At 43.3% G+C, this 22,553-nt stretch carries 20 protein-coding genes and 1 riboswitch; of the genes, 8 read left to right on the top strand and 12 right to left on the bottom strand.

Annotation, left to right across the window (positions count from 1 at the left end; all coding sequences use genetic code 11):
* Positions 1 to 11 precede the first annotated feature (11 nt).
* Positions 12 to 1,226, bottom strand: coding sequence for a thiolase family protein (locus H0W44_01010; GenBank protein MBA3581009.1), 1,215 nt, complete (start codon positions 1,224 to 1,226; stop codon positions 12 to 14).
* A 573-nt stretch (positions 1,227 to 1,799) separates the two neighbouring features.
* Between H0W44_01010 and H0W44_01015 the strand changes: the two genes are divergently transcribed.
* A complete protein-coding gene (locus H0W44_01015) occupies positions 1,800 to 2,135 on the top strand; it encodes a ferredoxin family protein (GenBank protein MBA3581010.1) in 336 nt (111 codons plus the stop codon).
* A 93-nt stretch (positions 2,136 to 2,228) separates the two neighbouring features.
* Here H0W44_01015 and H0W44_01020 read toward each other — a convergent pair whose 3' ends face one another.
* From H0W44_01020 to thiC, 5 genes are all read right to left on the bottom strand, one after another.
* Positions 2,229 to 3,788 (bottom strand): EAL domain-containing protein, encoded by a 1,560-nt coding sequence (locus H0W44_01020; GenBank protein ID MBA3581011.1) that lies wholly within the window; start codon positions 3,786 to 3,788, stop codon positions 2,229 to 2,231.
* 78 nt (positions 3,789 to 3,866) lie between these two features.
* Positions 3,867 to 4,265: an MAPEG family protein gene (locus H0W44_01025; GenBank protein MBA3581012.1), complete on the bottom strand. Its 399-nt coding sequence runs from the start codon at positions 4,263 to 4,265 to the stop codon at positions 3,867 to 3,869.
* Between the two features lie 101 nt (positions 4,266 to 4,366).
* Positions 4,367 to 5,719: an LOG family protein gene (locus H0W44_01030; GenBank protein MBA3581013.1), complete on the bottom strand. Its 1,353-nt coding sequence runs from the start codon at positions 5,717 to 5,719 to the stop codon at positions 4,367 to 4,369.
* A 104-nt stretch (positions 5,720 to 5,823) separates the two neighbouring features.
* Positions 5,824 to 7,611: a GGDEF domain-containing protein gene (locus tag H0W44_01035; GenBank protein ID MBA3581014.1), complete on the bottom strand. Its 1,788-nt coding sequence runs from the start codon at positions 7,609 to 7,611 to the stop codon at positions 5,824 to 5,826.
* Between the two features lie 216 nt (positions 7,612 to 7,827).
* Complete coding sequence (gene thiC, locus H0W44_01040) at positions 7,828 to 9,720, bottom strand: phosphomethylpyrimidine synthase ThiC (GenBank protein MBA3581015.1); 1,893 nt, start codon at positions 9,718 to 9,720, stop codon at positions 7,828 to 7,830.
* A 61-nt stretch (positions 9,721 to 9,781) separates the two neighbouring features.
* A riboswitch (TPP riboswitch) is annotated at positions 9,782 to 9,885 on the bottom strand.
* Between the two features lie 160 nt (positions 9,886 to 10,045).
* Here thiC and H0W44_01045 point away from each other — a divergent pair.
* The 6 genes from H0W44_01045 to H0W44_01070 all read left to right on the top strand — a co-directional run bounded on the left by H0W44_01045 (position 10,046) and on the right by H0W44_01070 (position 16,029).
* Positions 10,046 to 11,431, top strand: a complete 1,386-nt coding sequence (locus H0W44_01045) for a hybrid sensor histidine kinase/response regulator (protein MBA3581016.1) — start codon at positions 10,046 to 10,048, stop codon at positions 11,429 to 11,431.
* Between the two features lie 157 nt (positions 11,432 to 11,588).
* Positions 11,589 to 11,903, top strand: a complete 315-nt coding sequence (locus H0W44_01050; GenBank protein ID MBA3581017.1) for a sulfurtransferase — start codon at positions 11,589 to 11,591, stop codon at positions 11,901 to 11,903.
* 27 nt (positions 11,904 to 11,930) lie between these two features.
* The gene (locus H0W44_01055; GenBank protein ID MBA3581018.1) at positions 11,931 to 13,280 is read left to right on the top strand and encodes a TolC family outer membrane protein; all 1,350 of its coding nucleotides are present in this window, start codon (positions 11,931 to 11,933) and stop codon (positions 13,278 to 13,280) included.
* 3 nt (positions 13,281 to 13,283) lie between these two features.
* Positions 13,284 to 14,198 (top strand): lipid A biosynthesis acyltransferase, encoded by a 915-nt coding sequence (locus H0W44_01060; GenBank protein MBA3581019.1) that lies wholly within the window; start codon positions 13,284 to 13,286, stop codon positions 14,196 to 14,198.
* A 3-nt stretch (positions 14,199 to 14,201) separates the two neighbouring features.
* Positions 14,202 to 15,446 (top strand): 3-deoxy-D-manno-octulosonic acid transferase, encoded by a 1,245-nt coding sequence (locus H0W44_01065; protein MBA3581020.1) that lies wholly within the window; start codon positions 14,202 to 14,204, stop codon positions 15,444 to 15,446.
* 22 nt (positions 15,447 to 15,468) lie between these two features.
* On the top strand, positions 15,469 to 16,029 hold the full coding sequence (locus H0W44_01070; protein ID MBA3581021.1) for a dihydrofolate reductase family protein: 561 nt from the start codon (positions 15,469 to 15,471) through the stop codon (positions 16,027 to 16,029).
* Positions 16,030 to 17,206: 1,177 nt separating this feature from the next.
* Here H0W44_01070 and H0W44_01075 read toward each other — a convergent pair.
* The 6 genes from H0W44_01075 to H0W44_01100 all read right to left on the bottom strand — a co-directional run bounded on the left by H0W44_01075 (position 17,207) and on the right by H0W44_01100 (position 21,462).
* Positions 17,207 to 17,470, bottom strand: coding sequence for a translation initiation factor 1 (locus H0W44_01075; protein ID MBA3581022.1), 264 nt, complete (start codon positions 17,468 to 17,470; stop codon positions 17,207 to 17,209).
* A 137-nt stretch (positions 17,471 to 17,607) separates the two neighbouring features.
* Positions 17,608 to 18,132 (bottom strand): DUF4823 domain-containing protein, encoded by a 525-nt coding sequence (locus H0W44_01080; GenBank protein ID MBA3581023.1) that lies wholly within the window; start codon positions 18,130 to 18,132, stop codon positions 17,608 to 17,610.
* 42 nt (positions 18,133 to 18,174) lie between these two features.
* Complete coding sequence (locus tag H0W44_01085) at positions 18,175 to 19,497, bottom strand: UDP-glucose/GDP-mannose dehydrogenase family protein (protein ID MBA3581024.1); 1,323 nt, start codon at positions 19,495 to 19,497, stop codon at positions 18,175 to 18,177.
* Positions 19,494 to 20,060, bottom strand: coding sequence for an HAD family hydrolase (locus H0W44_01090; protein MBA3581025.1), 567 nt, complete (start codon positions 20,058 to 20,060; stop codon positions 19,494 to 19,496). The genes H0W44_01085 and H0W44_01090 overlap by 4 nt, the downstream gene beginning before the upstream one ends.
* 8 nt (positions 20,061 to 20,068) lie before the next feature.
* Entirely contained in the window at positions 20,069 to 20,653 is a 585-nt protein-coding gene (locus H0W44_01095) for a D-sedoheptulose 7-phosphate isomerase (protein ID MBA3581026.1), read from the bottom strand.
* Between the two features lie 92 nt (positions 20,654 to 20,745).
* Positions 20,746 to 21,462 carry a 3-deoxy-D-manno-octulosonic acid kinase gene (locus H0W44_01100; protein MBA3581027.1) on the bottom strand — a complete coding sequence of 239 codons (717 nt, stop codon included), beginning with the start codon at positions 21,460 to 21,462 and terminating at the stop codon, positions 20,746 to 20,748.
* Positions 21,463 to 21,492: 30 nt separating this feature from the next.
* Here H0W44_01100 and H0W44_01105 point away from each other — a divergent pair, with 30 nt between their 5' ends.
* Entirely contained in the window at positions 21,493 to 22,545 is a 1,053-nt protein-coding gene (locus H0W44_01105) for a glycosyltransferase family 9 protein (GenBank protein MBA3581028.1), read from the top strand.
* Positions 22,546 to 22,553 lie beyond the last annotated feature (8 nt).

The following is a 22,553-nucleotide window of genomic DNA, read 5'->3' on the forward strand; positions in this document are numbered from 1 at the left end:
AAATTACTTACTTAAGATTGAAGCGAATCGTTTACTTTCAAAATAACTGCCATCGCACCGTCGCCGGCTGCGCAGCCTTGGAACAAACCATAACCACCACCACGAATCACTAACTCTTCAATGAGTTCAATCATGGTGCGCATTCCGGTCGGTCCTTGCGGATGACCGTAAATTAATGATGAGCCATAGTTATTCATGGTTTTCCAATCAATGCCCATCTCACGCGCAAACGCAATATCGTTCACCGCAAATGGATTATGTGATTTCACCGCCGTGATGTCTTTCATAGTTAAGCCCGTGTGTTGCAACGCTTGTTTGGTTGCTAACACCGGCGCATACGGCATCATGCCTTTATCTGCGCGGGCTTGACCAAAACCAATCACTTGAATTTCAACTTTTGGATCAGCAGACATTTCACGGGCTTTTTCTTTATTCGCCACAATCATCGCTGCATTGCCGTCAGCCGGATGCGTTTGGCCACCAAAGGTAATCGTGCCGCCTTCTTTGACTGGTTTTAATTTAGCTAAACCTTCCGCAGTTGATGCAAAAATACCTTCATCACCGTCAATCGTTTTAATGGTTTTCTTAAAACGCGCATCGGGAACATCGAAGGGCAAAGTCATATAACGTTTTTGAAATGCTTTATCGTTTGCTAAAGCATCTGTGTATTGCTCATAACGGCGTAATACAACTTCGTGTTGTTCCGCCGTGGTGATGCCGAATTTTTTAGCAACGTTTTCACCGGTATCCAACATCGCGCCTTTGGCATGAGGATCAAAACTAAAGTTATCCATCACCCAATCTTCATGCGCACCCGTACCACCCGAGCCGGTTGGATCAGGATAATAAAGATGCGGGCCATTGGAACAACGATCCAACGCCACTAATAAAGAAGCAGTGGCGTAACCGGCGTTAATTTCCAAAGAAGCGTTCGCCACACAACGCGCAGAAGTTGCGCAGGCTTGTGAAATGGTTTGGCCAGTTACATGTTCCAAACCAATCATGCCAGTCAACCAAGGCAGGCCATAAAAAGCCCGATGCTGAGGCACTGAATAACCCATGATGGCATGGTCAAAAATCGAGGGTTCAATGACACGTTTGCGCAATTCTTGTTTGGCCACATGCGCAGCTAAGGTCATGGCGTGTAAATGACTCAAACTGCCTTGCCATTTACTAAACGGCGTAGACCAATAGGCGCCATAAGGAACATAGGTATTGGATGACATAATTTGTCCTGTCTAATCTGCGGTATTCGTAGGATAGATTGTATGTGCTACATACAATAATTCCGCTATTTTACACGGGAGCGTGTGGTGCAACAAATAAAAAGGCCGCCCCGAGGGGCGGCCAAAGCGAATTACCTAGTACCGAGTAACGTCCGGAAGAAATAACTTGGTACAAGTCCATCGCGGAGGAAGAATCGCCCAGTACGGCCAAGTACTGAACGAGTGGTGATTATAGCGGCTTTGCTTTTAGCTCGCCCGCGATGCAAATCTCTAAATCTCCACGGGTGTTGGCTGGGATCGCGCAAAATGTCAGCGAATCCGAGGAGTTACCTGCAAAAACATCAAAAGTTATAGGTAAACCGTAAAGCATGAAATATTTTTATAATTAAAGGCTTCAAATTTGATGATCTAAACCAGTTTTCAATCCTTATTTAATCAAAACTCGACGTTACAGATGGTCGCGTGCTGAGAATGAAACTACTATACTAGCGACCGCATTTAGGAGGCGCTTGTTGTCTAAAGCCCACCATCAATCAACCTTCACAGCATTCGACCTGACACGGTGATAGTAAGATGACATATGTAGTAACCGAGAACTGCATCAAATGTAAGTACACTGACTGCGTAGAAGTTTGTCCAGTGGACTGCTTTTACGAAGGCGCAAACTTTTTGGTGATTCATCCTGATGAGTGCATAGACTGCGGCGTTTGTGAACCCGAGTGTCCTGCTGAAGCAATTGTGCCCGATACAGAAGACGGTATTGCAAAGTGGTTAGACATTAACGCGAAGTATGCTGAGGTCTGGCCCAACATCACTACCAAAATTGACGCATTAACCGATGCAGATGATTGGTTAGGCAAACCGGAGAAAGAAAAATTACTCAGCGAAGCGCCGGGTGAAGGTTCATAAATAACCTTCTTTAAAAAATATTACGCTAACAAAATGGCCTCTTAATAGAGGCCATTTTTTTATATTCTTATCTTTGCGCGGTGCATGCAAAAATTAAACACCATGCCACGCAACAGGTTTGCCGATCTCATCACCTTGCGCGTAATCTACGCCAATACGACGTAAGACACGGACTAAATCTTCATTTTCAACAAACTCAGCAATAATTTTAATATTCATCATTTTGCCAAATTGTGTCACTGAACGAACGATGGCATTATCAACTGGATCATTCAACATATTGCGCACGAACCAGCCATCAATCTTTATGTAATCCACGGGTAATTGTTTTAGATAACTGAAAGAAGACATCCCGCTGCCAAAATCGTCCAACGCAAAACTCACCCCGTGATCGCGCAGGCCATTAATAATATTTTTCGCTACGCCAAAATTACTAATAGCGGCAGTTTCAGTGATTTCAAAACAAATCTTATCTGTGGGTACACGATATTGCGTCAGCATGTCTTCAATAAATGCGAGCAATTCTCTATCGCTTAAAGAATTACCGGATAAATTTAAACCCATGATGGGGCCATCACCATTGGCATGACGTTGCGAATAACACGTAAATGCTTGTTGAATAACCCAGCGATCAATCAAATTCATCATTCCATAACGTTCCGCAGCAGGAATGAATTTGCCGGGCAACAACAGGTAATTGTTTTTATCACGCATGCGCACCAATAATTCATAATGATGCACAGTAGGATTATCAACGGCTAACGCCATAATCGGCTGGCTGTAAAGTACCAAACGATTTTCATCAATAGCTTCGTGTAATTCAGCCAAGCGTAAAATATCTTTACGATGTCCGCCGGTACGCCAATCATGGGGATGAAAATGACACACACGATTGCGGCCTTCTTCTTTCGCCGCAAAGGTGGCCACATTTACATTTGCGAGTAATTCTTGCGCGTCTTTAATATCGCCAGTCATCGGCGCCACGCCAACACTCGCGGTTAAAGGAATATAACGATCGCCTACTTGTGTATCTAATTTACGTAAGCGTGCTAACAATTCCTGCGCAAATTGATCGGCGGATTCAGTATCGCGATTTTCTAAAAACAAACCAAATTTGTCACCCGCAAATCGCGCTACACAATCATTTTCACCTATTTGCGCTTCCAGAAAACAGGCAACACGACGTAATAAATCATCGCCAGCCCCATGGCCGTATGAATCATTAATAAATTCAAATTGATCAAGATCAATAAAGCAGACGACGTTTTTTTGATCAAATTTGCGGACGTTTTTTAAAGCGTGGTTGAGACGTTGCTCAAAAGAATGGCGATTTAACACACCCGTTAAAGCGTCGTGACTTTCTTGATGGATCAGTTGCTCGCTAAGGCGGCGGCGTTCATCTAACTCCACTAATAAATCTCGAGTCTGATTACGCACCTGCCATTTCAATAACACAATCCATAAACTAGATGCGAGCATGATGACTGCTAATACTAAAAATCCCCAGACGGCATACGTTAAAGTTTGTTTTAGCGTATCTGGCGTTAAATCAACATTAAATGCCGCCCAAGCAGGTGTGATAGACGACACCAACACAAGCAACACTGAACATTTCAATAATGTATTAACAAAGCGAACTAACACTTGCTGCATAGGCTACTCACAATGGACTACTACCCTACTGCTTAACGGGACCATCCATGGACCTATTGCCAACCACTTACGAAAAAATCAAGAAACGAGTTTCATTACAGCGCCGATTAAGCCACCTAATAATAAAATCACGATGGGGAAAAAACTAATCAACATGCCAATATGACGAGCATCGGCGGAGCGAGTGTAACCACGTGAATACAAACCGCGACCAATAATAAATGCCAAACCTAAGACACCGGCAATAGGCCCTGCATAACTGCTGCTAACAAAGGCTACAAATAACCACAAACCCGGTAAAAATAATATGAGTTGTTCTAAGGTATTGAGATGGACGCGTACGACGCGTTCAAAATCCGGATGACCCGCCATCGCAGGCGCAGGAATACTGTGTTTACGTCGTGCACCACCCACAGCAAAACCAAAAAATTGATATTGCAGTAAAGCTAAAACCGTAACAATTGCCGCCCATTCCATAAAACCTCCAAAAAAAGTGTGACCTAGTTAAAACAAATGCGTTGCGATGTTATAAACCAGTCACAAGAATTTGGCAATTGCAGCTCCCACATTGACGTAATTTATTTCACCACTTCATAACAAGGCGTATAACCTGAGCCGGGTAATTTCATACGTTGTTGTTTTATAAATGACTGCAGTAACGCATCCATTTTCTCCATAATGGCGCTATCGCCATGAATTTGAAATGGTCCGTGTTGCTGCACACGACGCACGCCGTCTTCTTTAATATTGCCGGCTACGATGCCTGAAAACACACGACGCAAATTAACCGCTAATTGATAACGACCAATATCGGGATGCAGATTAAGTCCCGCCATTGCTTCATGAGTCGGAATAAAGGGTTTCTGAAAGGCATTATCAACGTGCAAATGCCAATTAAAATAAAATGCGTCTCCTTGCTCGCGGCGAAACTGCACCACGCGTTCGACGCCCGCTTTTACTTCGGTGGCAACTTTTTGCGGATTTTGCACAATGATTTGATAACGCTGCCGAATATCCGAACCTAATACTGCCACTAAGAAATCATCTATTTGTTGAAAATATTCTTCACTCGCACGCGGGCCCGTAAAAATCAACGGGAAAGGTAAATCTTTATTTTCCGGATGCAACAAAATACCTAATAAATAAAAAATTTCTTCAGCAGTACCAACACCACCTGGAAATACTACGACCGCATGCGCTAAACGTACAAAAGCTTCAAGGCGTTTTTCAATATCGGGCATGATAATTAATTCATTCACCATCGGATTCGGAGATTCCGATGCAATAATGCCAGGCTCCGAAAGACCAATGTAACGTCCGCCACGCACACGTTGTTTAAGATGGCCAATCGCAGCGCCCTTCATTGGGCCTTTCATCGCGCCTGCACCACAACCCGTACAGATGTGTAATTCACGTAAGCCCATTTCATAACCGACTTCTTTGGTGTATTCATATTCTTCACGACTAATTGAATGTCCGCCCCAACAAACAACAACATCTGATCGTAAACGTGGTTTTAAAGCGCCGGAATTGCGCAAAATATGAAAAACAAAATCTGTAATGCCGTTAGATGTTTCAAGATCGGCCGCGCGCCGATCTTGTTCGTGCCCTATATAAACAATATCGCGCAAAATAGAAAAAAGATGTTCGCGTACACCAAATACCATTTGGTCATCGACAAACGCATTGGCTGGTGCATTTAATACTTCGAGCTTGATACCCCGCTCTTGTTGAATAAGACGAATATCAAAATCCGCATACTCATTTAACACCGCTAAAGCATCGTCGGTTTCGCGTCCGCCATTCAACACCGCTAATGAACAACGCCGCCACAATTCATGCAAACCACTGTCACTCGCATCGCGCAAACGTGCAACTTCTTCACGCGATAAAATATCCAGGCTACCAACCGGTGAAACAATAGAGCTTATTTTTTTTGTAAGCGTCAACATACATAGGATCCATCAAAGTGTTTAATAAAGTATACAGCGGCAAGCTTACATAAAAACTGACAATATTCGGTCAAATGCCGCCGTTAAGCACAAACTCTATTCCGCCCTAATTGTTTAGCGCGGTATAAAGCATCATCCGCCTGGCGAATTAATTCTTTGTATTCACTCACCGAATGTTCGGGGATGTATACAGCTAAACCTAAACTAGCAGTCAACTGCGCTTGCGGATATTTAGCCATATCAATATTTTCTATCGCTTCACGTAAGCGTTCCGCAATTTTTAAACCTTCATCTAAATCAGTGTGCGACAAAGACAAAATAAATTCTTCGCCGCTATAACGTGCGCCTAAATCACCTTCCCGCAAATGATCAGATAAAACATCACCTACGGCGATCAACGCTGCATCACCTGCATGATGACCATACAAATCATTAACCCGCTTAAAATGATCCATATCCAGCAATATTAAACACAATGGATATCGATAACGCTGCGCTACTGACAAACTAGTTTGCAGTTGCTGCACAAAAGCGCGGTGATTTAATAAATTGGTCAAACTATCGCGCGACGCCAAGATGGTTAATAAAGTATTAGTTTTTTCTAATTCTTGACTAATTTGTTCGGCAGTATCTTTAGCATCTTGAAGCTCGCGCGTGCGCCGCGCCACTTTCCGCTCCAATTCTTGATTGTGCTCAATCGTTTGTTTATGCAGCTGTTTGTCTGCAAACATTTTATCTTCTTGCAAAACATGCATACGATCTGCGATGGCTAACGATAACAAAATAACTTCTAAGGCTGAACCTACTTGCAGCGCGTGCGAAGTCAGGGCATTACGTGGAATCAAACCAAAATACATTAAACAATTAATCGCAATACCTAACAAGAAACCAAACCAGGCCAAAAAGAAATAACGCGCAGGTCGATAACCTTGGCGCAACACCAGCACCGCCGCTGTCATAATGGTGCAGGCCAAAGAAAACGCCAACAAAGTAACGATGTTAGTGCCTACGGTATAACTTACCAAAACCGTCACACCCACGCTTAGCAAACACAAATACATCAAAATTGCCATGCAGCGGTCTAGTCTAGGCAACAAATGCGGCGTCGTTAAAAAGCGTCGCGCAAAATCAAACGCAAAAAAACTTACCACGCCTAATAAAATAGTCGGCGCTTGGCTTGCCCACCAGGGCCAATAAGGCCAGAGATATTCATAAGAAAATCCATTTAAAGTGGCTTGCACTAAACAAAACGTAGTTATGTAACATACATAAGCTAAATAAATACGGTCGCGCACATACAAATACAAAAACAAATTATACAAAGCCATCACTAAAATAATGCCGTAATACAAACCATAGACAAGGCTATGATCTTTAGCGGTTTTTAAATAATCGATTTGTCGCCAGATTTTTAATGGCGCTTGATTAGCACCTTCTGATTCAAAGCGTAAATAAAATGTAGTGGGTTCAATTATTTGTTCAGGCAGTGGAAATAAGAAAAAACGATGCTCAATAGGTCTGGCACTAAAAGGTAATTTATCGCCCGCACGCTGGTGAACATTTTGGATGTGATTATTGTTTTTATACACATAATAAAAATCCACATAATCTAATAAAGGAAAAGCCACTTCGAATAATAAATTTTCATTATCGTAAGGTGCGAGCGTAAAACGCGCCCAATGCACCGAAGTCGAATAACCGAAATTCAACTGATCCGTGTCAGATACTACAAATCGATTAGCTGCCGCGCCATTCGTCACATCGTCCAGCGTTAACTTGCCGCTAGGATCTTCTAACACTTCCACCACATTTGCTAACGATATGGCTGCATGCGGGGCTGCGGCAATATTTAATTCTGTAACAGCCCCCACACTGAAGGGCCAGCACAGGCAAAACAGCGTAATAATTCGCAACAGGTTCATGCGGTTATTTTTAAAGCCACAAATAAAATGCCGCAAACAGCCTAGTGCCCAACAATGCGGCGCCTATAATAATTAAAAACTGTGCTGTCACGCTCGTCCGCTCCCTTTTATGAAAAAATAGTTTGCTAAGATTTATTTTAGCTATCCCAGCAAACTATTTAGCTCCTATACTTTATTATAAATTTGCGCGCCGCCTTGTTTAAACTCAACAGACTTATCTTGCATGCCGCTTTCAATAGCTACTTTAATATCAGCAATGCCTTTACCAGCCGCATAATCGCGCACATCTTGCGAGATTTTCATGGAACAAAATTTCGGCCCACACATCGAACAAAAATGCGCCACTTTTGCGGAATCTTTCGGCAAGGTTGCATCATGAAATTCGCGCGCGCGCTCAGGATCAAGGCCTAAATTAAATTGATCTTCCCAACGAAACTCAAAGCGAGCTTTAGATAAAGCATTGTCACGCAATTGCGCGCCCGGATGACCTTTCGCCAGATCCGCCGCATGCGCAGCTATTTTGTAAGCAATGATGCCGTCTCGTACATCTTGCTTATTCGGCAAACCTAAATGCTCTTTAGGCGTCACGTAACACAACATCGCGGTACCGTACCAACCAATCTGCGCAGCACCAATGGCGGAAGTAATATGATCATAACCAGGTGCAATGTCAGTCGTTAAGGGCCCTAACGTATAAAACGGTGCTTCAAAACAATCGGTTAATTGTTTGTCCATATTTTCTTTGATTAATTGCATCGGTACATGACCGGGGCCTTCAATCATCACTTGCACATCATGTTGCCACGCAATTTTTGTAAGCTCGCCTAATGTTTCTAATTCTGCAAACTGTGCTTCATCGTTCGCATCTGCCAACGAACCGGGGCGCAAACCATCGCCTAATGAAAACGACACGTCATAGGCTTTCATGATTTCGCAAATTTCTTCGAAGTGTGTATAGAGAAAATTTTCTTTATGATGCGACAGACACCATTTCGCCATAATGGAACCTCCGCGCGAAACAATACCGGTCAAGCGTTTTGCCGTCATCGGCACATACGCTAAACGCACGCCTGCATGAATAGTAAAATAATCCACGCCTTGTTCAGCTTGTTCAATTAAAGTATCGCGAAAAATTTCCCACGTTAGATCTTCTGCTACTCCGTTTACTTTTTCTAATGCTTGATAAATCGGCACGGTACCAATCGGTACGGGTGAATTACGGATAATCCATTCCCGCGTTTCATGAATATTTTTACCGGTTGATAAATCCATAACGGTGTCACCACCCCAGCGCGCTGACCACACCATTTTTTCAACTTCTTCCGCAATCGAAGAAGTTACTGCTGAATTACCAATATTGGTATTAATCTTAACTAAAAAATTGCGACCAATAATCATCGGTTCTAATTCCGGGTGATTAATGTTGGCGGGAATAATAGCGCGGCCGCGTGCCACTTCATCGCGAACAAATTCTGCGGTAATTTCTGTTGGTAACTGTGCGCCAAAATTATGACCGCGATGTTGAATTAATAATTTTTCATAACGCGAATCAGCGCGTTGTTCTTGTAAACGTAAAGATTCACGAATGGCAATATATTCCATTTCAGGTGTAATGATGCCGCGTTTGGCGTAATGCATTTGGCTAACATTCGCGCCGGCTTTAGCGCGTAACGGTGCGCGAATATGTTCAAAACGTAAATGCGCTAAACCCGCATCAACTTGGCGAACGCGACCAAAGTGTGAGCTTGGTCCACTGAGTTGCTCGGTATCATTGCGTTCTTTAATCCAATTTGCGCGCAACGGCGCCAAGCCTTTTAATAAATCAACTTTAACCGTCGGGTCGCTGTAAGGACCGGAAGTATCGTAAACCGTAACAGGGGGATTTTCTTCGACGCCAAAACTAGCAGAAGTAGGATCACAATGAATTTCACGCATCGCTACTTGCACATCCGCGCGCGACCCTTTTATATAAATTTTGCGCGAACCCGACAAAGGTCGCGTCACATCCGCGGATAACTCTGCGGTTTGTTGCACAAATGATTGTGGAATGGCGCTCATATAAATCTCCTTCGGGCATTAGCCCCTCATGGGCAAATTCAGCGAAGGCAAGATGAGCACTGGGAAAGTACTGCAGCTTCCCTCCGCCAGCATAAACTGGTTCAGGTTCAAAGGGTTTGAGTCTCAGCCCGCTCCGTAAACGGCGGGGCACCCCTAGCTTGTAGCGTGCTCAGGGTAGGTAATTTACCTGCGCAATGCAAGGTTAATTCAATCTAAAGGATCCGCTTGCGCAGCCGCAAAACTGTCCATGGATAAGCATATGTCGACGATGTCTAGTGAATCGAACGGCACATGTGTTGTTAAATAAAAGCACAGGGAATTGTCTATGGCTCACCTAACGGAACGCAACAACCGAATTTTGATTATTGACGATAATCTGGATATTCATAATGTATTTCATAAAGTACTTAACCAGCGAGATGATAAAGGGTTAGAGCTAGCGGCTGCCGAAGCCGCATTATTTGATGATTCGCCTACTCACACCGCTTCTGCGTTCAAATATGAATTCGAATTAAGTGATGCGCATCAAGGCCAAGAAGGCTTTGAAATGGTGAAACGCGCTCATGAAACGGGATTGCCGTATGCCTTAGCGTTTGTAGATATGCGCATGCCCCCTGGCTGGGATGGACTTGAGACGATTGAAAAACTGTGGAGTGTGGATCCTGATTTACAAGTGGTTATTTGTTCAGCCTATTCTGATCATACCTGGCATGATATTTCGCATCGTTTAAATCAAGATAATAAATTACTTATTTTACAAAAACCCTTCGACAACATTGAAATCATTCAAGCCGCGCATTCTTTAACTGAAAAATGGGCGCAACAAAAAGAAGAACGTTTACATTTAGAGGTGTTCAATAGCGTTGTCAAAGAACAACATGATTTATTAGAACAAACCACTCAAGCATTAGCCGAGCAAAAAATCCAACAAACCAAAATCGAAGATAGCTTAATTGTTGCGCACAAACTCCGAACCTTAGGTCAAGTACAAGCGGGCGTATGTCGGGAAACCGGCACGCATTTGCATTATCTACTCAAAAACTTACAAGGTTTACAACATGATGTAGAACACATGAGCATCGAATCTGCCAATGAAAATGCCGCACTAAAAACCCAAATGGATGCCAGCGTGCGCACCAGTTTATCAACTACGCGTTCAGCACTTACGTTAGTAGAGGCCTTACTCAGTTTTGATCAAAGCGATATTGTGATAGAAACTGAAACCGATATTAACGCGATGATTCAACGTCTATTAGCGGTTATCAAAAATGACTGTGAATATATCGCCACTTTGCGCACGCAATTCGCTGAATTGCCCTTGGTGTATTGCAACGTCGGTGATATCGCCCATGTTTTATTAAATCTATTATCTAACGCCCGGCATGCGATCGCGGTGAGCGAAGCGTCGTTAAACAGCAATGAATCCAGCGAAATCGTCATTAGCACTAGCTATCAGAACAATCATGTTTTAATCAGTGTGTGCGACAGTGGTGATGGCGTACCCAAAAACATCGCCGACAAAATCTTTGAACCTTTTTTTACCACCAAGGCACGCGGCAAAGGCATAGGTCTGGGCTTAACCATCGCTCGCGATATCATCATGAACGATCATGGGGGTGCGCTCTATTTTGCGAACAATGCCGATGCCGGCGCTACCTTCACTATCAGCCTACCGGTTGATCCACGTTTAGCTGCAACGCTCGCACATTAGACAAATCTGTCGCAAATCGGCGTGTTCCTGACCGCACGCCATTCCTCTATTCATTCGTAGTCTTTTCCTGCGTTTTCGCTTAGGCATGCCTCAACCTATAAAAGGAGTCATGCTAGAATGCCCGAGCTTTTAATCTTGCCAGCGATCGTTATATATAATGGAACAACTTTCAGTACAGACGCTCCAACAACAACTCAATAATGTGACCGCACCATTAGTGCTGGATGTGCGCGAAGCCAGCGAATGGGCCATTTGTCATATTGAAGGTGCTCTCCATATACCGATGGGTGAAATCACCCGCCGGTATCAAGAGTTACCGGACGATCTGCCGATTGTGGTGATGTGTCACCACGGCATGCGTAGCCTGCAAGTCGCGCACTATTTGCAACAACAAGGTTTCAATGTTGCTAATTTAGCCGGTGGCATCGACGCCTGGGCACAAGAAATTGATGCTCAGATGACGCGCTATTAAATATTTTATAAATTGGATACTTTTATCATGCCAAAAAAAATACTTCCTTTACGAACTTTATTATTAATAAGTGTTGGTTTTATCAACAGCGTCGGCATAAGTCCAATGTTGCACGCTGCTGATTTATTACAGGTGTATCAAGACGGCTTACAAGAGAATCCTTCTTTGTTAGCAGCCAAAGCTCAATTTAATGTAATTAGTGAAAACGTTACACAAAGTCGCGCGGCTTTATTGCCTCAAATCTCAGGTAACGTCAATATTTCGCGCGGCACTACTGATGTAACAAGCAGCGACAGCAGCTTCATTACTACAGGCTCTAGAGATACTGAAAGCCAAGGTTATAATTTAAATTTAAATCAATCATTGTATAACCGCGCTTATTGGGAACGCTTGCGTCAAAGCAAGGCTAGCAATGCACAAGCTGAACTTGAATATCGCTTAACAGAACAAGAACTTATTATTACTGCAACCGAAGCCTATTTTGCGGTATTAAGCGCCCAAGATAATGTGGAGTTCGCCAACTCTGAGCTTAAAAGTGTAGGCAAACAATTAGAATTATCTAAACAACGCTACAATGTTGGTTTAATTCCGATCACTGACGTTAAAGAATCACAATCCGAATACGATCGCGCCACTGCTGCTAAAATTCAAGCGGACAATCAATTTGCAAGTTACATTGAAGCATTGTGGGTGCTGACGCGTCAGTACTACGATGGTTTAGCGAATCTTTCAGAGAACGTGCCCCTCCTCGATCCAGAACCTGCTGATAAACAAGCGTGGGTTGATAATGCATTAAAAAATAATTTATCCCTACTTGCCAACCAATTTGCTCTTGATGCCGCCGAACATGACATCAATCAAACGCGCGCAGAACATTATCCAACGTTAGATTTAATTGCCCAACACGATTACAGCGATTCCGAAGGCGGCAGCTTCGGCGGCAGCGAGCAAACCCAAGATAGTCTAATGTTGCAACTCCATGTTCCTATCTATTCTGGGGGTGCAACCTCTTCGCGTGTTCGTCAATCGGTTTATCGCAGTGAAGCATTACGACAACAAGCAGAAGACACTCGACGCCGAGTGATTCGCCAAACCCGTGATGCCTATTTAAATGTATCGGCTGGTATTGCCCGGGTAAACGCACTGAAACAATCCATGATCTCAACCCAAGCGGCGTATGACGCGACCAACGTTGGCTTCAGAGTAGGTACCCGTAATACTACCGAAGTATTACGCTCATTACGCGATACGTTCGGCGCCAAACGTGATTACGCACAAGCTCGTTATGAATACGTATTAAATCATCTGCGTTTAAAACAAGCAGTGGGCACTTTATCAATTGCCGATTTACAACTCATTAATCAGTGGATGAAATAATCCATGCAGCAAACAATAACACTGCGGCAAGCACTAAGTCCTCGATACATTGTTGTTTGGTTATGGATTGGCATCGCACGCGCAATTACTTATCTGCCCTTACGCTTACAAATCTGGTTAGGCAAGATTATTGGTCGCTTATTTTATTATATTGCGCATAGTCGTCGTCGTGTAGGACGCATTAATTTAAAACTATGTTTCCCCGAAGTAGATGAAAAAATCCGTGCCGATTGGTTATACCGTTGTTTTGAAAACATAGGCATTGCCTTAATGGAAACCAGCTTAGCGTGGTGGGGAAACGAACAGCGCTTTCAGTCATTGGGACACATTGAAGGCTTAGAACATATCGAGGCCGCAAAAAAAAGTGGTCGTCCTATTATGTTTTTAAGTTGCCATATGACTTGCACCGAAATCAGTGGCCGTTTTTTACGCCCTCACGCTAACATTCAAGTCATGTATAAAAAATCTAAAAATGCATTATTTGAACGCATTATGCTAAAAGCACGTAGTGATCTATATAAAGATGTCATCAATAGTAAAAATACGAGAGGCCTTATTAAGGGCTTACGAAATGGTTTAATCAGTTGGTATGCTCCTGACCAAAACTTCGGCCATCATGACACCGTATTTGCGCCATTTTTTGGCGTACAAGCAACAACGTTGACCGCTACTGCGCGCATGGCGCAACTTACCAACGCGATTATTTTGCCGTTTTTTCCCTATCGCACGTCAGACGCGCCTTATTATAAAGTTGTGGTGCATCCACCCGTTGAAAACTTTCCTACTGGCGACGATGTTATTGATGCAGCTACCACTAATCTAATCATGGAACGTGCTATTCGTCTCGCACCCGAACAATACCTATGGACGCATAAACGTTTTAAAACCCGCCCTGCTGGCGAACCGAATATTTATTAATTAATGACAGCTCCCGCATTGCAACGTCCACTCTTCTGGTATCGAACGTTGTTATGCTTACTTAGCCCCATTGTTTTTTTATTCACACTGCGAGAAATTTATCGCCGCCAAGGCGGCTGGCAGTATTTACGCGAACGTTACGGTTTTTATCGTCATAGCAACATCAACGCCATTTGGATACACGCCGCTTCAGTAGGCGAATGGCAAGCCGCAAAACCTTTAGTAAAAATCATTCAGCAGCAACACCCACAACAACACATACTCATCACCACCAATACCGCTACCGCTGCGCGCTTAGTTAAAACTCACCCCGCCTATGGCATGACCTTAAGCCATGCGTTTTGCCCATTAGATTATCCACGCGCTATTAAGCGATTTCTAAAAAACTTCCAACCACGCTGCGCTTTAATGATGGAAACCGAATTGTGGCCAAATTTATTTGGCGCGATTAAGCAAGCCAATATACCACTGGCTATCTTAAACGCTCGTTTAAGCGCGTGCAGTATAAACCTGCAACACGCCATTCAAAAAATCGCCGTTATGAATGTAGATAAAATCTATGCACGCGCAGATGCAGAAGCCGAACGCTATCTAGCCTTAGGCGTTGCCGCAGAAAAAATTCAGATCATGGGTAATTTAAAGTTTTCGCTGCACCTCGAAAAGAATTATCCAAATTTTATTCCAGAACGTACTTATTATTTAGCCGCGTCTACACATGCAGGCGAAGAACGCATCATCGTTGACGCGTGGCGTCATCTAACGCCACGGCCTTTGTTAGTCATTGCACCCCGACATCCGGAACGGCGCCACGACATCTCGCGCGAATTAAAAGAATTTAATATTGCCGTGCGCAGCCAGAAAGACATAATCACGGAGCAGACCGATATTTATTTAGCGGATACCTTAGGCGAACTCATGGCTTTGTATGCGCATAGCGATTTAGTCATTGTGGGTGGTAGCTTTGTAAACATTGGCGGGCATAATATTTTAGAACCCGCGGCCTTAAGCAAAACCATTATTACCGGGCCGTACATGCAAAATTTCTCAGAAGAATTAACCTTACTAAAAAACCAGCAAGCCATCTTTCAGGTAAGCGCTCTACAACTACCGACATTATTACAAGAAATTTATGCGCAACCACAAAACGTAGCAACAACCGGTCAACGCGCTCAACAATGCTGTCAGTCATATACCCACATAGCAGAACATTACTATCAGCAACTCAAACACGATCAACTAGTAAACTAATTCTTATATTTAAAAAAATTATATGAAAAAATTAATCATGTGGAATGTAATTACTCTTGATGGATACTTCGAGGGTGAAAAGAATTGGGACTTAAGCTTTCATGAGCTTGCCTGGGGCAAGGAGCTTGAAGATTTAAGCAATGAACAATTACAAACAGCCGACATGCTTGTTTTTGGCGAAACAACTTACAAGGGCATGGCCGATTATTGGACAAAAGCGGTAGGAACAGCCGAAGGAATAACTGCGGAGTATATGAATAAAATCTCCAAGGTCGTTTGTTCACCGACACTTGAGAGTGCGGATTGGAACAATACCATCATCGTAAGAGACGCTATTGCGGAACTACCAAAGCTGAAACAGCAAGGAAATGGAAATATGTTCGTTTTTGGAAGCGGCATTCTTTCGGAATCGCTCATGAAAGCAAATCTTTTTGACGAATACCGACTTTGTGTCGCACCTGTATTTCTTGGTAAAGGCCGGTATCTTTTCAATCTTGGATTAAACTATCAAAAACTGAAATTGCTTGAAGCGAGACAGCTTTCCTCTGGCGGAGTTATATTAAGATACGCTCCAATCGAATAACAGCTCGACTCCTGAAATGTATAAGCGCAGAAGCGTTTCGCTCGTCGCTACGCGAATTAGCGAGTAACTTTGATTGCCAGGGATGACATGAATGCAGATTTTGCAGGAGCAAAAATTCGCTGATCGCCAAGGATGGCGTGAATGCAGATTTTGCAGGAGCAAAAATCTGCGGTCGTAACATTTTTTATTAAAAGCAGAAGCGTTTCGCTCGTCGCTACCCGACTACAGCGAGTAACTTTTGATCGCCATGGATGGCGTGATTGCAGATTTTGCAGGAGCAAAAATCTGCGGTCGTAACAAAAAGTCACCAACGCCGCTCTCTTGCATCCCTGCAATCGCGGCATTCGAACATCCTGTTCATCAAATACTCGCCCGAATGTTGTGCACTTGAATGGAATACGATTCCATTCAAGTATTCCCTCGCCGTGTTTAATGGCTAACGCGTCGCCTCAACGCAACATCGTGTTGCGATCGGCTCACATGAACATCCCTGTTCATGTGTCGCTACCCCTTAAACACTTCTCGGCACACCATAACGGGCATTATCCCTTCGTTTAACATTTAAGTTAAATAAGAACGCATGGGCTTAATTAAAATGTAGCCTGGATGGAGCCCGTAGTAACGGGCGAAATCCGGGAAGGCTTTTTACAATTCACCCCGGATTGCGCCGAATATATTCGGCTTCATCCGGGCTACGTTACTTTCCATTCCTTAAAACACTACTTTGCTTTAATTCATTTTTCATCCAGAACAAAGCAAATGCCCCTATGGCTCGCCGAGTGTTTGAGATGTTGTCGGGAAAAACAAACAGGAGGTTTGTTTTAGTCACGCCGCGACAGGGAGGTCGCGTCAGGACGACCCGTAACAACAGATCAAACATAAGGAAGCTGCGCGTAATATTTACGCGCAGCGAGACATCAGGGGAGTATTTGATGAACAGGATGTTCGAATGCCGCGATTGCAGGGATGCAAGAGAGCGGCGTTGGTGACTTTTTGTTACGACAAGCAGATTTTTGCTCCTGCAAAATCTGCATTCATCCATCCCTGGCAATCAAAGTTACTCGCTGTAGTCGCGTAGCGACGAACGAAATGCTTCTGCTTTATAAGAATTCAAGGGTAGCGTCCCGTTATTTTATCAAATAAGTTTACTCTATTGATTCTTAAAAGCAGTCTCCCTTTATATTCTAAATTTAGGCTCTCCGTATTTTGCCAATAGTGCATTAATTTTATTAGTATCATTTATTAAATTGTGGCGTGATTCATCCACATTTAAAGAAGAAGGTACTCCAAGCACTCCCAAGATAACACGGCGCTTAACAAATAATACTCCGCCCCGTGGTTTTGCATCTTCTTTTTGTTTGCCAGAGTCCAATCGATAACCACCAATTACCCAACCCGACTCTGTTAAATATTTAATTTCCCACTCATCACTCGCAGCCATTTAAATCTCCAGCGGTTAAATCAAGAATAAAAAAAGTAAAATTTACTTTAAAACTAATTTTTAATAATTTTTTGACTTTGTTTTTTTATATTACAAGTTTTCCCGCTTCATTAGCTCCTAGGCTGCAATAATCAAGATTAAAAATATAAAGACGATACAAATTTTCCTATGGGCGACAACAATAAGTCCTGCGGATGATCTCCGCCCAACGTCGCAACACCACTAGTGCCTTTGATTATTGTAAGTAACATAGTGTTTGACGTTAAGGTCTCTATGATTTCTATTTTTATTTCTACTTTATCAGGAATGCTAGACCATTCGGTTGCTCTATCTTCCCAATTTAAAATTGTGGAATGAACTAAATATTTACAATTAGCACTCTTGGCTTCTTCTTGAACCGCTTCAAACTCTTGAAATGCTGCGCTCAGCTTAACCATTCGGCTTCTCTTCATAAATTCAGAATAAATAATACGAGACGTGTTTTCGCCTGACCCTTTATAAACGCGCGCACGATATAAACCGTCTATTGGTACAGAAATACATATCTTATCATTAGGGGTAATTCGAAAATCTTTCACGACGTCTTGCCGTATTATTTTATGTGTATCAGCACAACCCACTAACACATAAACTAAGCCTACTAAAATCAGATACCGCTTCATAATAATGCTCCTTGTTTTTATAATAAACTTTTAAATAATAAGTTAGGGTCGTCCTACGCTTTGATAAAAAATACCCACTTCTTGCATATGTTTAGGATCGTACAAATTACGACCATCAACAATTAAAGACTCTTTCAATGCGTCGCGAATAAGCTCAAAGTTCGGGCTACGATAACTATCCCACTCTGTACAAATCGCCAACGCATCTGCATTTTTTAACGCGTCATAAGGCTGATCAACTAATACTAAATCAGCGCGTTCGCCATATAGATGCCTGGCTTCATTGTTCGCAATCGGATCATGCGCTTGCACTTTAGCGCCGGCTTTCCATAAGGCTTCTAATAATTCGCGACTCGGTGCTTCGCGCATATCATCGGTGTTCGGTTTAAAGGCTAGGCCCCAGACTGCGATCGTGCGGCCTTTTAAATTACCTTTAAAATAATTATTTAAACGTTCAAACAACCATTGTTTTTGATAATTATTGACGGCTTCTACGGCGCGCAAAATTTGTGGCTCCCAGCCTACTTGTTTAGCGGTGTAATTTAAGGCTTTAACATCTTTTGGAAAACAAGAGCCACCGTAACCACAGCCGGGATAAATAAATTGATAACCAATTCGTGGATCGGAGCCAATGCCTACTCGCACTTTTTCAATATCCGCACCTAAACGCACTGCTAAATTTGCCAGCTCATTCATAAAACTGATTTTAGTTGCCAACATTGCATTCGCCGCATATTTCGTTAATTCGGAAGAACGCACATCCATGACAATCAAACGATCATGATTACGATTAAACGGTTGATATAAACGACGCATATATTCAATCGCTTGCGGACTATCAGAACCAATGACGATGCGATCCGGTTTATTAAAATCGTTAATAGCTGCGCCTTCTTTTAAAAATTCCGGATTCGATACGACATCAAAAGCAATGTCTTCGCCGCGCGCTTGCAAAACTTGCAAAATAGTTTCTTGAACTTTGTCGGCAGTGCCAACCGGTACCGTTGATTTATTAACGATCACTTTATATTCAGTAATATATTGACCGATACTGCGCGCCACTGCGACGACGTGTTGTAAATCCGCAGAACCATCTTCATCCGGAGGAGTGCCTACTGCAATAAATTGAAATTCTCCATGAGCGACACCTTCAGCGATGTCGGTGGTAAACCGCAGACGACCCGATGCTTGGTTTTGTTGAACGAGTTTTTCTAAACCGGGTTCATAAATAGGAATATCGCCTTGTTTTAAGCGCGCCACTTTTTTAGCGTCTACATCTACACATAAAACATCATTGCCGGCCTGGGCAAAACACGTGCCCGTGACTAAACCGACATAACCTGAACCAAAAATTGTTAGCTTCATGAAGCTTTACCTTCTACTTTAAACTCTGTTTGAACCATGTCATATAACGAGGCATAAACGGCATCGGCACCATACGCCTGCAACACGGCTTGTGTACCTTGTGGATGAATTAGAAAACATTTTTGCACACCGGCATTTTTGCCGGCTTGTATGTCAGAGGCTTTATCGCCAACAATAAATGAAGCACTTAAATCTAACTGATGATCGACTGCCGCATCCAATAACATTTGTGGACCGGGTTTACGATAAACAGATTCAATCCGAAACTCACCGACGCCTTCAGTGGGATGATAAGGACAATTTTTAACATCGCTGATGTGTACGCCGTTAGCGACAAACTGTTGGAGCATCCAGTTATTCAGCACCGCAAAATCATCAAAACTGAAATAGCCACGACCGATACCGGACTGATTAGTCACGATCACTAAAGCATAACCTAACTGATTTAAATGCCGACAGGCATCAAACACGCCCGGCAAAAATTCGAAATCTTCAATCCGCCACACATAACCTTTGTCACGATTAATAACACCGTCACGATCTAAAAACACTGCGGGTTGCATATCGAATCTCAAGAACGAGGATACAAACTGGCCTCAATATAACCACAAAGGATTTGTCCAACCATGATGTGGCATTCTTGAATGCGGGGAGTTTGATCTGAAGGAATCGCAATACAATAATCACAAGCACTTTGAATCGCGCCTTGATTACCGGCAAAACCAACTGTCACGATATCCATTTTTTTGGCTTGTTCGATCGCTAACAATACATTTTTAGAATTGCCCGACGTCGTAATACCGATAAATACATCACCGGCTTTACCATTGGCTTGTACTTGACGCGAAAAAATTTGTTCATAACCATAGTCATTACCCACCGCCGTCAAAATAGAAGTATCGGTAGTCAACGCTAATGAAGGTAAGCCGGGGCGGTCATAACGATAACGCCCAACCAATTCTGCTGCTAAATGTTGTGCATCCGCGGCGCTGCCACCATTGCCCGCAAACATTATTTTATTGCCGGCTTTAATGGCTTGCAGACAACGTTCGGCAACGTCATGAATGGTGTTTAATAAACCAACTTCGAGCAACATGGCCTGCTTAACACTGACCGCTTCACTAATATTATCAATAATATAATCACGCCCTGGCATGACAACTCACTCGCTATGGATGGTTTGTAATGCTGCGTAGTTTAACTGTTTTCAAGTCGTTGCGCTGCTCTGCGACTATTTGCAGCAGGTCTTCAACGCTCGGCCGCATGATAGGCCGCGAGCAATTGAGGCCAGTCACGTGTTTCTTCGAAATAGAATCCCGGGGTTTGTCGTTTTAATTTACGCAAGGAGCGCAATAAACGCGCTAAATTAGCCTGCATCCAGCCTGTAATCTGGTCTTTTTCCGCTGCTAATAATCGCCCTCGATCAAAATCAATTAAATAAGGCCCCTGCGCCGTGCATAAAATATTATGCGCATTAAGATCGGCATGCCATACACCGGCACGATGAAAACGCCGCAGCATTTGCCCTAGCACTTGCCAATCTGTGGATTGCTGCAACAAAAAATGAGATAGCGGCTGACTATTTTCCAGATAACGAGTCGCCAAATCGGCGGTATAACTAAGACCTTCGCGATACGCCTGCGCAGCCACAGGTTGCGGAACCGGTAAGCCTGCGTCATATAAAATTTTAAGTAACTGCCATTCACGATACGGCCGAGTATGTTGCCAACCTAACCATAAATAACGATCACTCACTATGCGCGCGATAACCCCGCCCCGTCGATAATGACGCAAGACGACGGCGCCCGTCACATGCGACACAATCCACGTTTGACCACGACCCGCTGCTGCCCGTTGCGCGCTTTCTTCAGTGGCTGCAGGCAATTGCAAAACCATCATCGGATCTTTTATTGCTGCGTCATAGACGATATGTCGCTGATGCTCGATAATCTCGGCCACATGCATGAACCATCTTCCCATTCGTTGTTAACTGAAATGCCGCATCCAGCATCTGCACCGGCTTCCATTTGTATTTTGCGATTATCCGCTATTGGCGATATTACGCATATGCTGCCATTGCTTCGCACCCTACAACATCAGTGGCCGCATTGCCAAATCACGTGGGTGATTGGGGCTTTAGAACATCAGCTGATCGGCGATATTGCCGATGTAGAATTTATCGTCGTACACAAAAAACGCACCTTACGTGAATATTTTCGATTGCGTCAGTTATTGCGACAACGTCATTTCGATGTGCTCTTGCACATGCAAGCTTCATGGCGCGCAAATATTTTTAGCTTAGCAATCAATGCAGCAAGCCGAATTGGTTTTGATAAAACACGCGCACGTAACAGCCAATGGTTATTTAGTAATCAAAAAATTTCGCCTCAAGCACAGAATCATGTATTAGATAGTTTTTTACAATTTGCCGAAACATTGGGCATTGTTAATCCACAATTAATATGGGATCTACCCATTCCAACGGATGCCAGCACTGCCATGCGTGCGCGCGTGCAAACACCGTATTTAGTTATTAATGCGTGTAGCAGTGCCCGGTTGCGCAATTTTCGTAATTGGTCAACCAGTGGTTATGCCGCTGTCATTGATTATGCTTACACTCGTTATGATTTACGTACGGTTTTAAGCGGTGGTAATAATGCTGTTGAAAAAAATCTGGCAGATGAAATTTATGCGGCGTGTACACACAAACCCATTAATCTCGTAGGACAAACCAATCTAAAACAATTAGCCGCATTATTACAATCAGCACGCGTGGTTATCGCGCCGGACACGGGGCCTTTACATATTGCTAACGCAGTTGGCACCGACGTAATAGGTTTATACGCCAGCTCTAATCCCGCGCGCACGGGGCCGTATGGCCAACTTGAATACGTAGTGAATGCCTATCCCGCTGCTTTAGAAAAATTTAATCAACAAACCATCGCAACTGCACCATGGGGACAACGTGTGCGTGACCCTGACGTCATGAATATGATTAAGCCTGAAGAAGTAATAAAAATGCTGGACAAGATTTTACAAAAAAAATAATTAACTTA

This window comes from Gammaproteobacteria bacterium (assembly GCA_013817245.1).
Lineage (GTDB): Bacteria > Pseudomonadota > Gammaproteobacteria > HTCC5015 > HTCC5015 > JACDDA01.

Excerpts from the sequence above, each read along its gene's own strand:
- H0W44_01070 (MBA3581021.1), top strand. The coding sequence starts at position 15,469 with ATGAAAAAATTAATCATGTGGAATGTAATTACTCTTGATGGATACTTC.
- H0W44_01065 (MBA3581020.1), top strand. The coding sequence starts at position 14,202 with ATGACAGCTCCCGCATTGCAACGTCCACTCTTCTGGTATCGAACGTTG.
- H0W44_01105 (MBA3581028.1), top strand. The coding sequence starts at position 21,493 with ATGCCGCATCCAGCATCTGCACCGGCTTCCATTTGTATTTTGCGATTA.
- H0W44_01025 (MBA3581012.1), bottom strand. The coding sequence starts at position 4,265 with ATGGAATGGGCGGCAATTGTTACGGTTTTAGCTTTACTGCAATATCAA.
- H0W44_01010 (MBA3581009.1), bottom strand. The coding sequence starts at position 1,226 with ATGTCATCCAATACCTATGTTCCTTATGGCGCCTATTGGTCTACGCCG.
- H0W44_01055 (MBA3581018.1), top strand. The coding sequence starts at position 11,931 with ATGCCAAAAAAAATACTTCCTTTACGAACTTTATTATTAATAAGTGTT.
- thiC (MBA3581015.1), bottom strand. The coding sequence starts at position 9,720 with ATGAGCGCCATTCCACAATCATTTGTGCAACAAACCGCAGAGTTATCC.
- H0W44_01095 (MBA3581026.1), bottom strand. The coding sequence starts at position 20,653 with ATGCCAGGGCGTGATTATATTATTGATAATATTAGTGAAGCGGTCAGT.
- H0W44_01015 (MBA3581010.1), top strand. The coding sequence starts at position 1,800 with ATGACATATGTAGTAACCGAGAACTGCATCAAATGTAAGTACACTGAC.
- H0W44_01060 (MBA3581019.1), top strand. The coding sequence starts at position 13,284 with ATGCAGCAAACAATAACACTGCGGCAAGCACTAAGTCCTCGATACATT.
- H0W44_01020 (MBA3581011.1), bottom strand. The coding sequence starts at position 3,788 with ATGCAGCAAGTGTTAGTTCGCTTTGTTAATACATTATTGAAATGTTCA.
- H0W44_01090 (MBA3581025.1), bottom strand. The coding sequence starts at position 20,060 with ATGCAACCCGCAGTGTTTTTAGATCGTGACGGTGTTATTAATCGTGAC.
- H0W44_01050 (MBA3581017.1), top strand. The coding sequence starts at position 11,589 with ATGGAACAACTTTCAGTACAGACGCTCCAACAACAACTCAATAATGTG.
- H0W44_01100 (MBA3581027.1), bottom strand. The coding sequence starts at position 21,462 with ATGCATGTGGCCGAGATTATCGAGCATCAGCGACATATCGTCTATGAC.
- H0W44_01085 (MBA3581024.1), bottom strand. The coding sequence starts at position 19,497 with ATGAAGCTAACAATTTTTGGTTCAGGTTATGTCGGTTTAGTCACGGGC.
- H0W44_01045 (MBA3581016.1), top strand. The coding sequence starts at position 10,046 with ATGGCTCACCTAACGGAACGCAACAACCGAATTTTGATTATTGACGAT.
- H0W44_01080 (MBA3581023.1), bottom strand. The coding sequence starts at position 18,132 with ATGAAGCGGTATCTGATTTTAGTAGGCTTAGTTTATGTGTTAGTGGGT.
- H0W44_01075 (MBA3581022.1), bottom strand. The coding sequence starts at position 17,470 with ATGGCTGCGAGTGATGAGTGGGAAATTAAATATTTAACAGAGTCGGGT.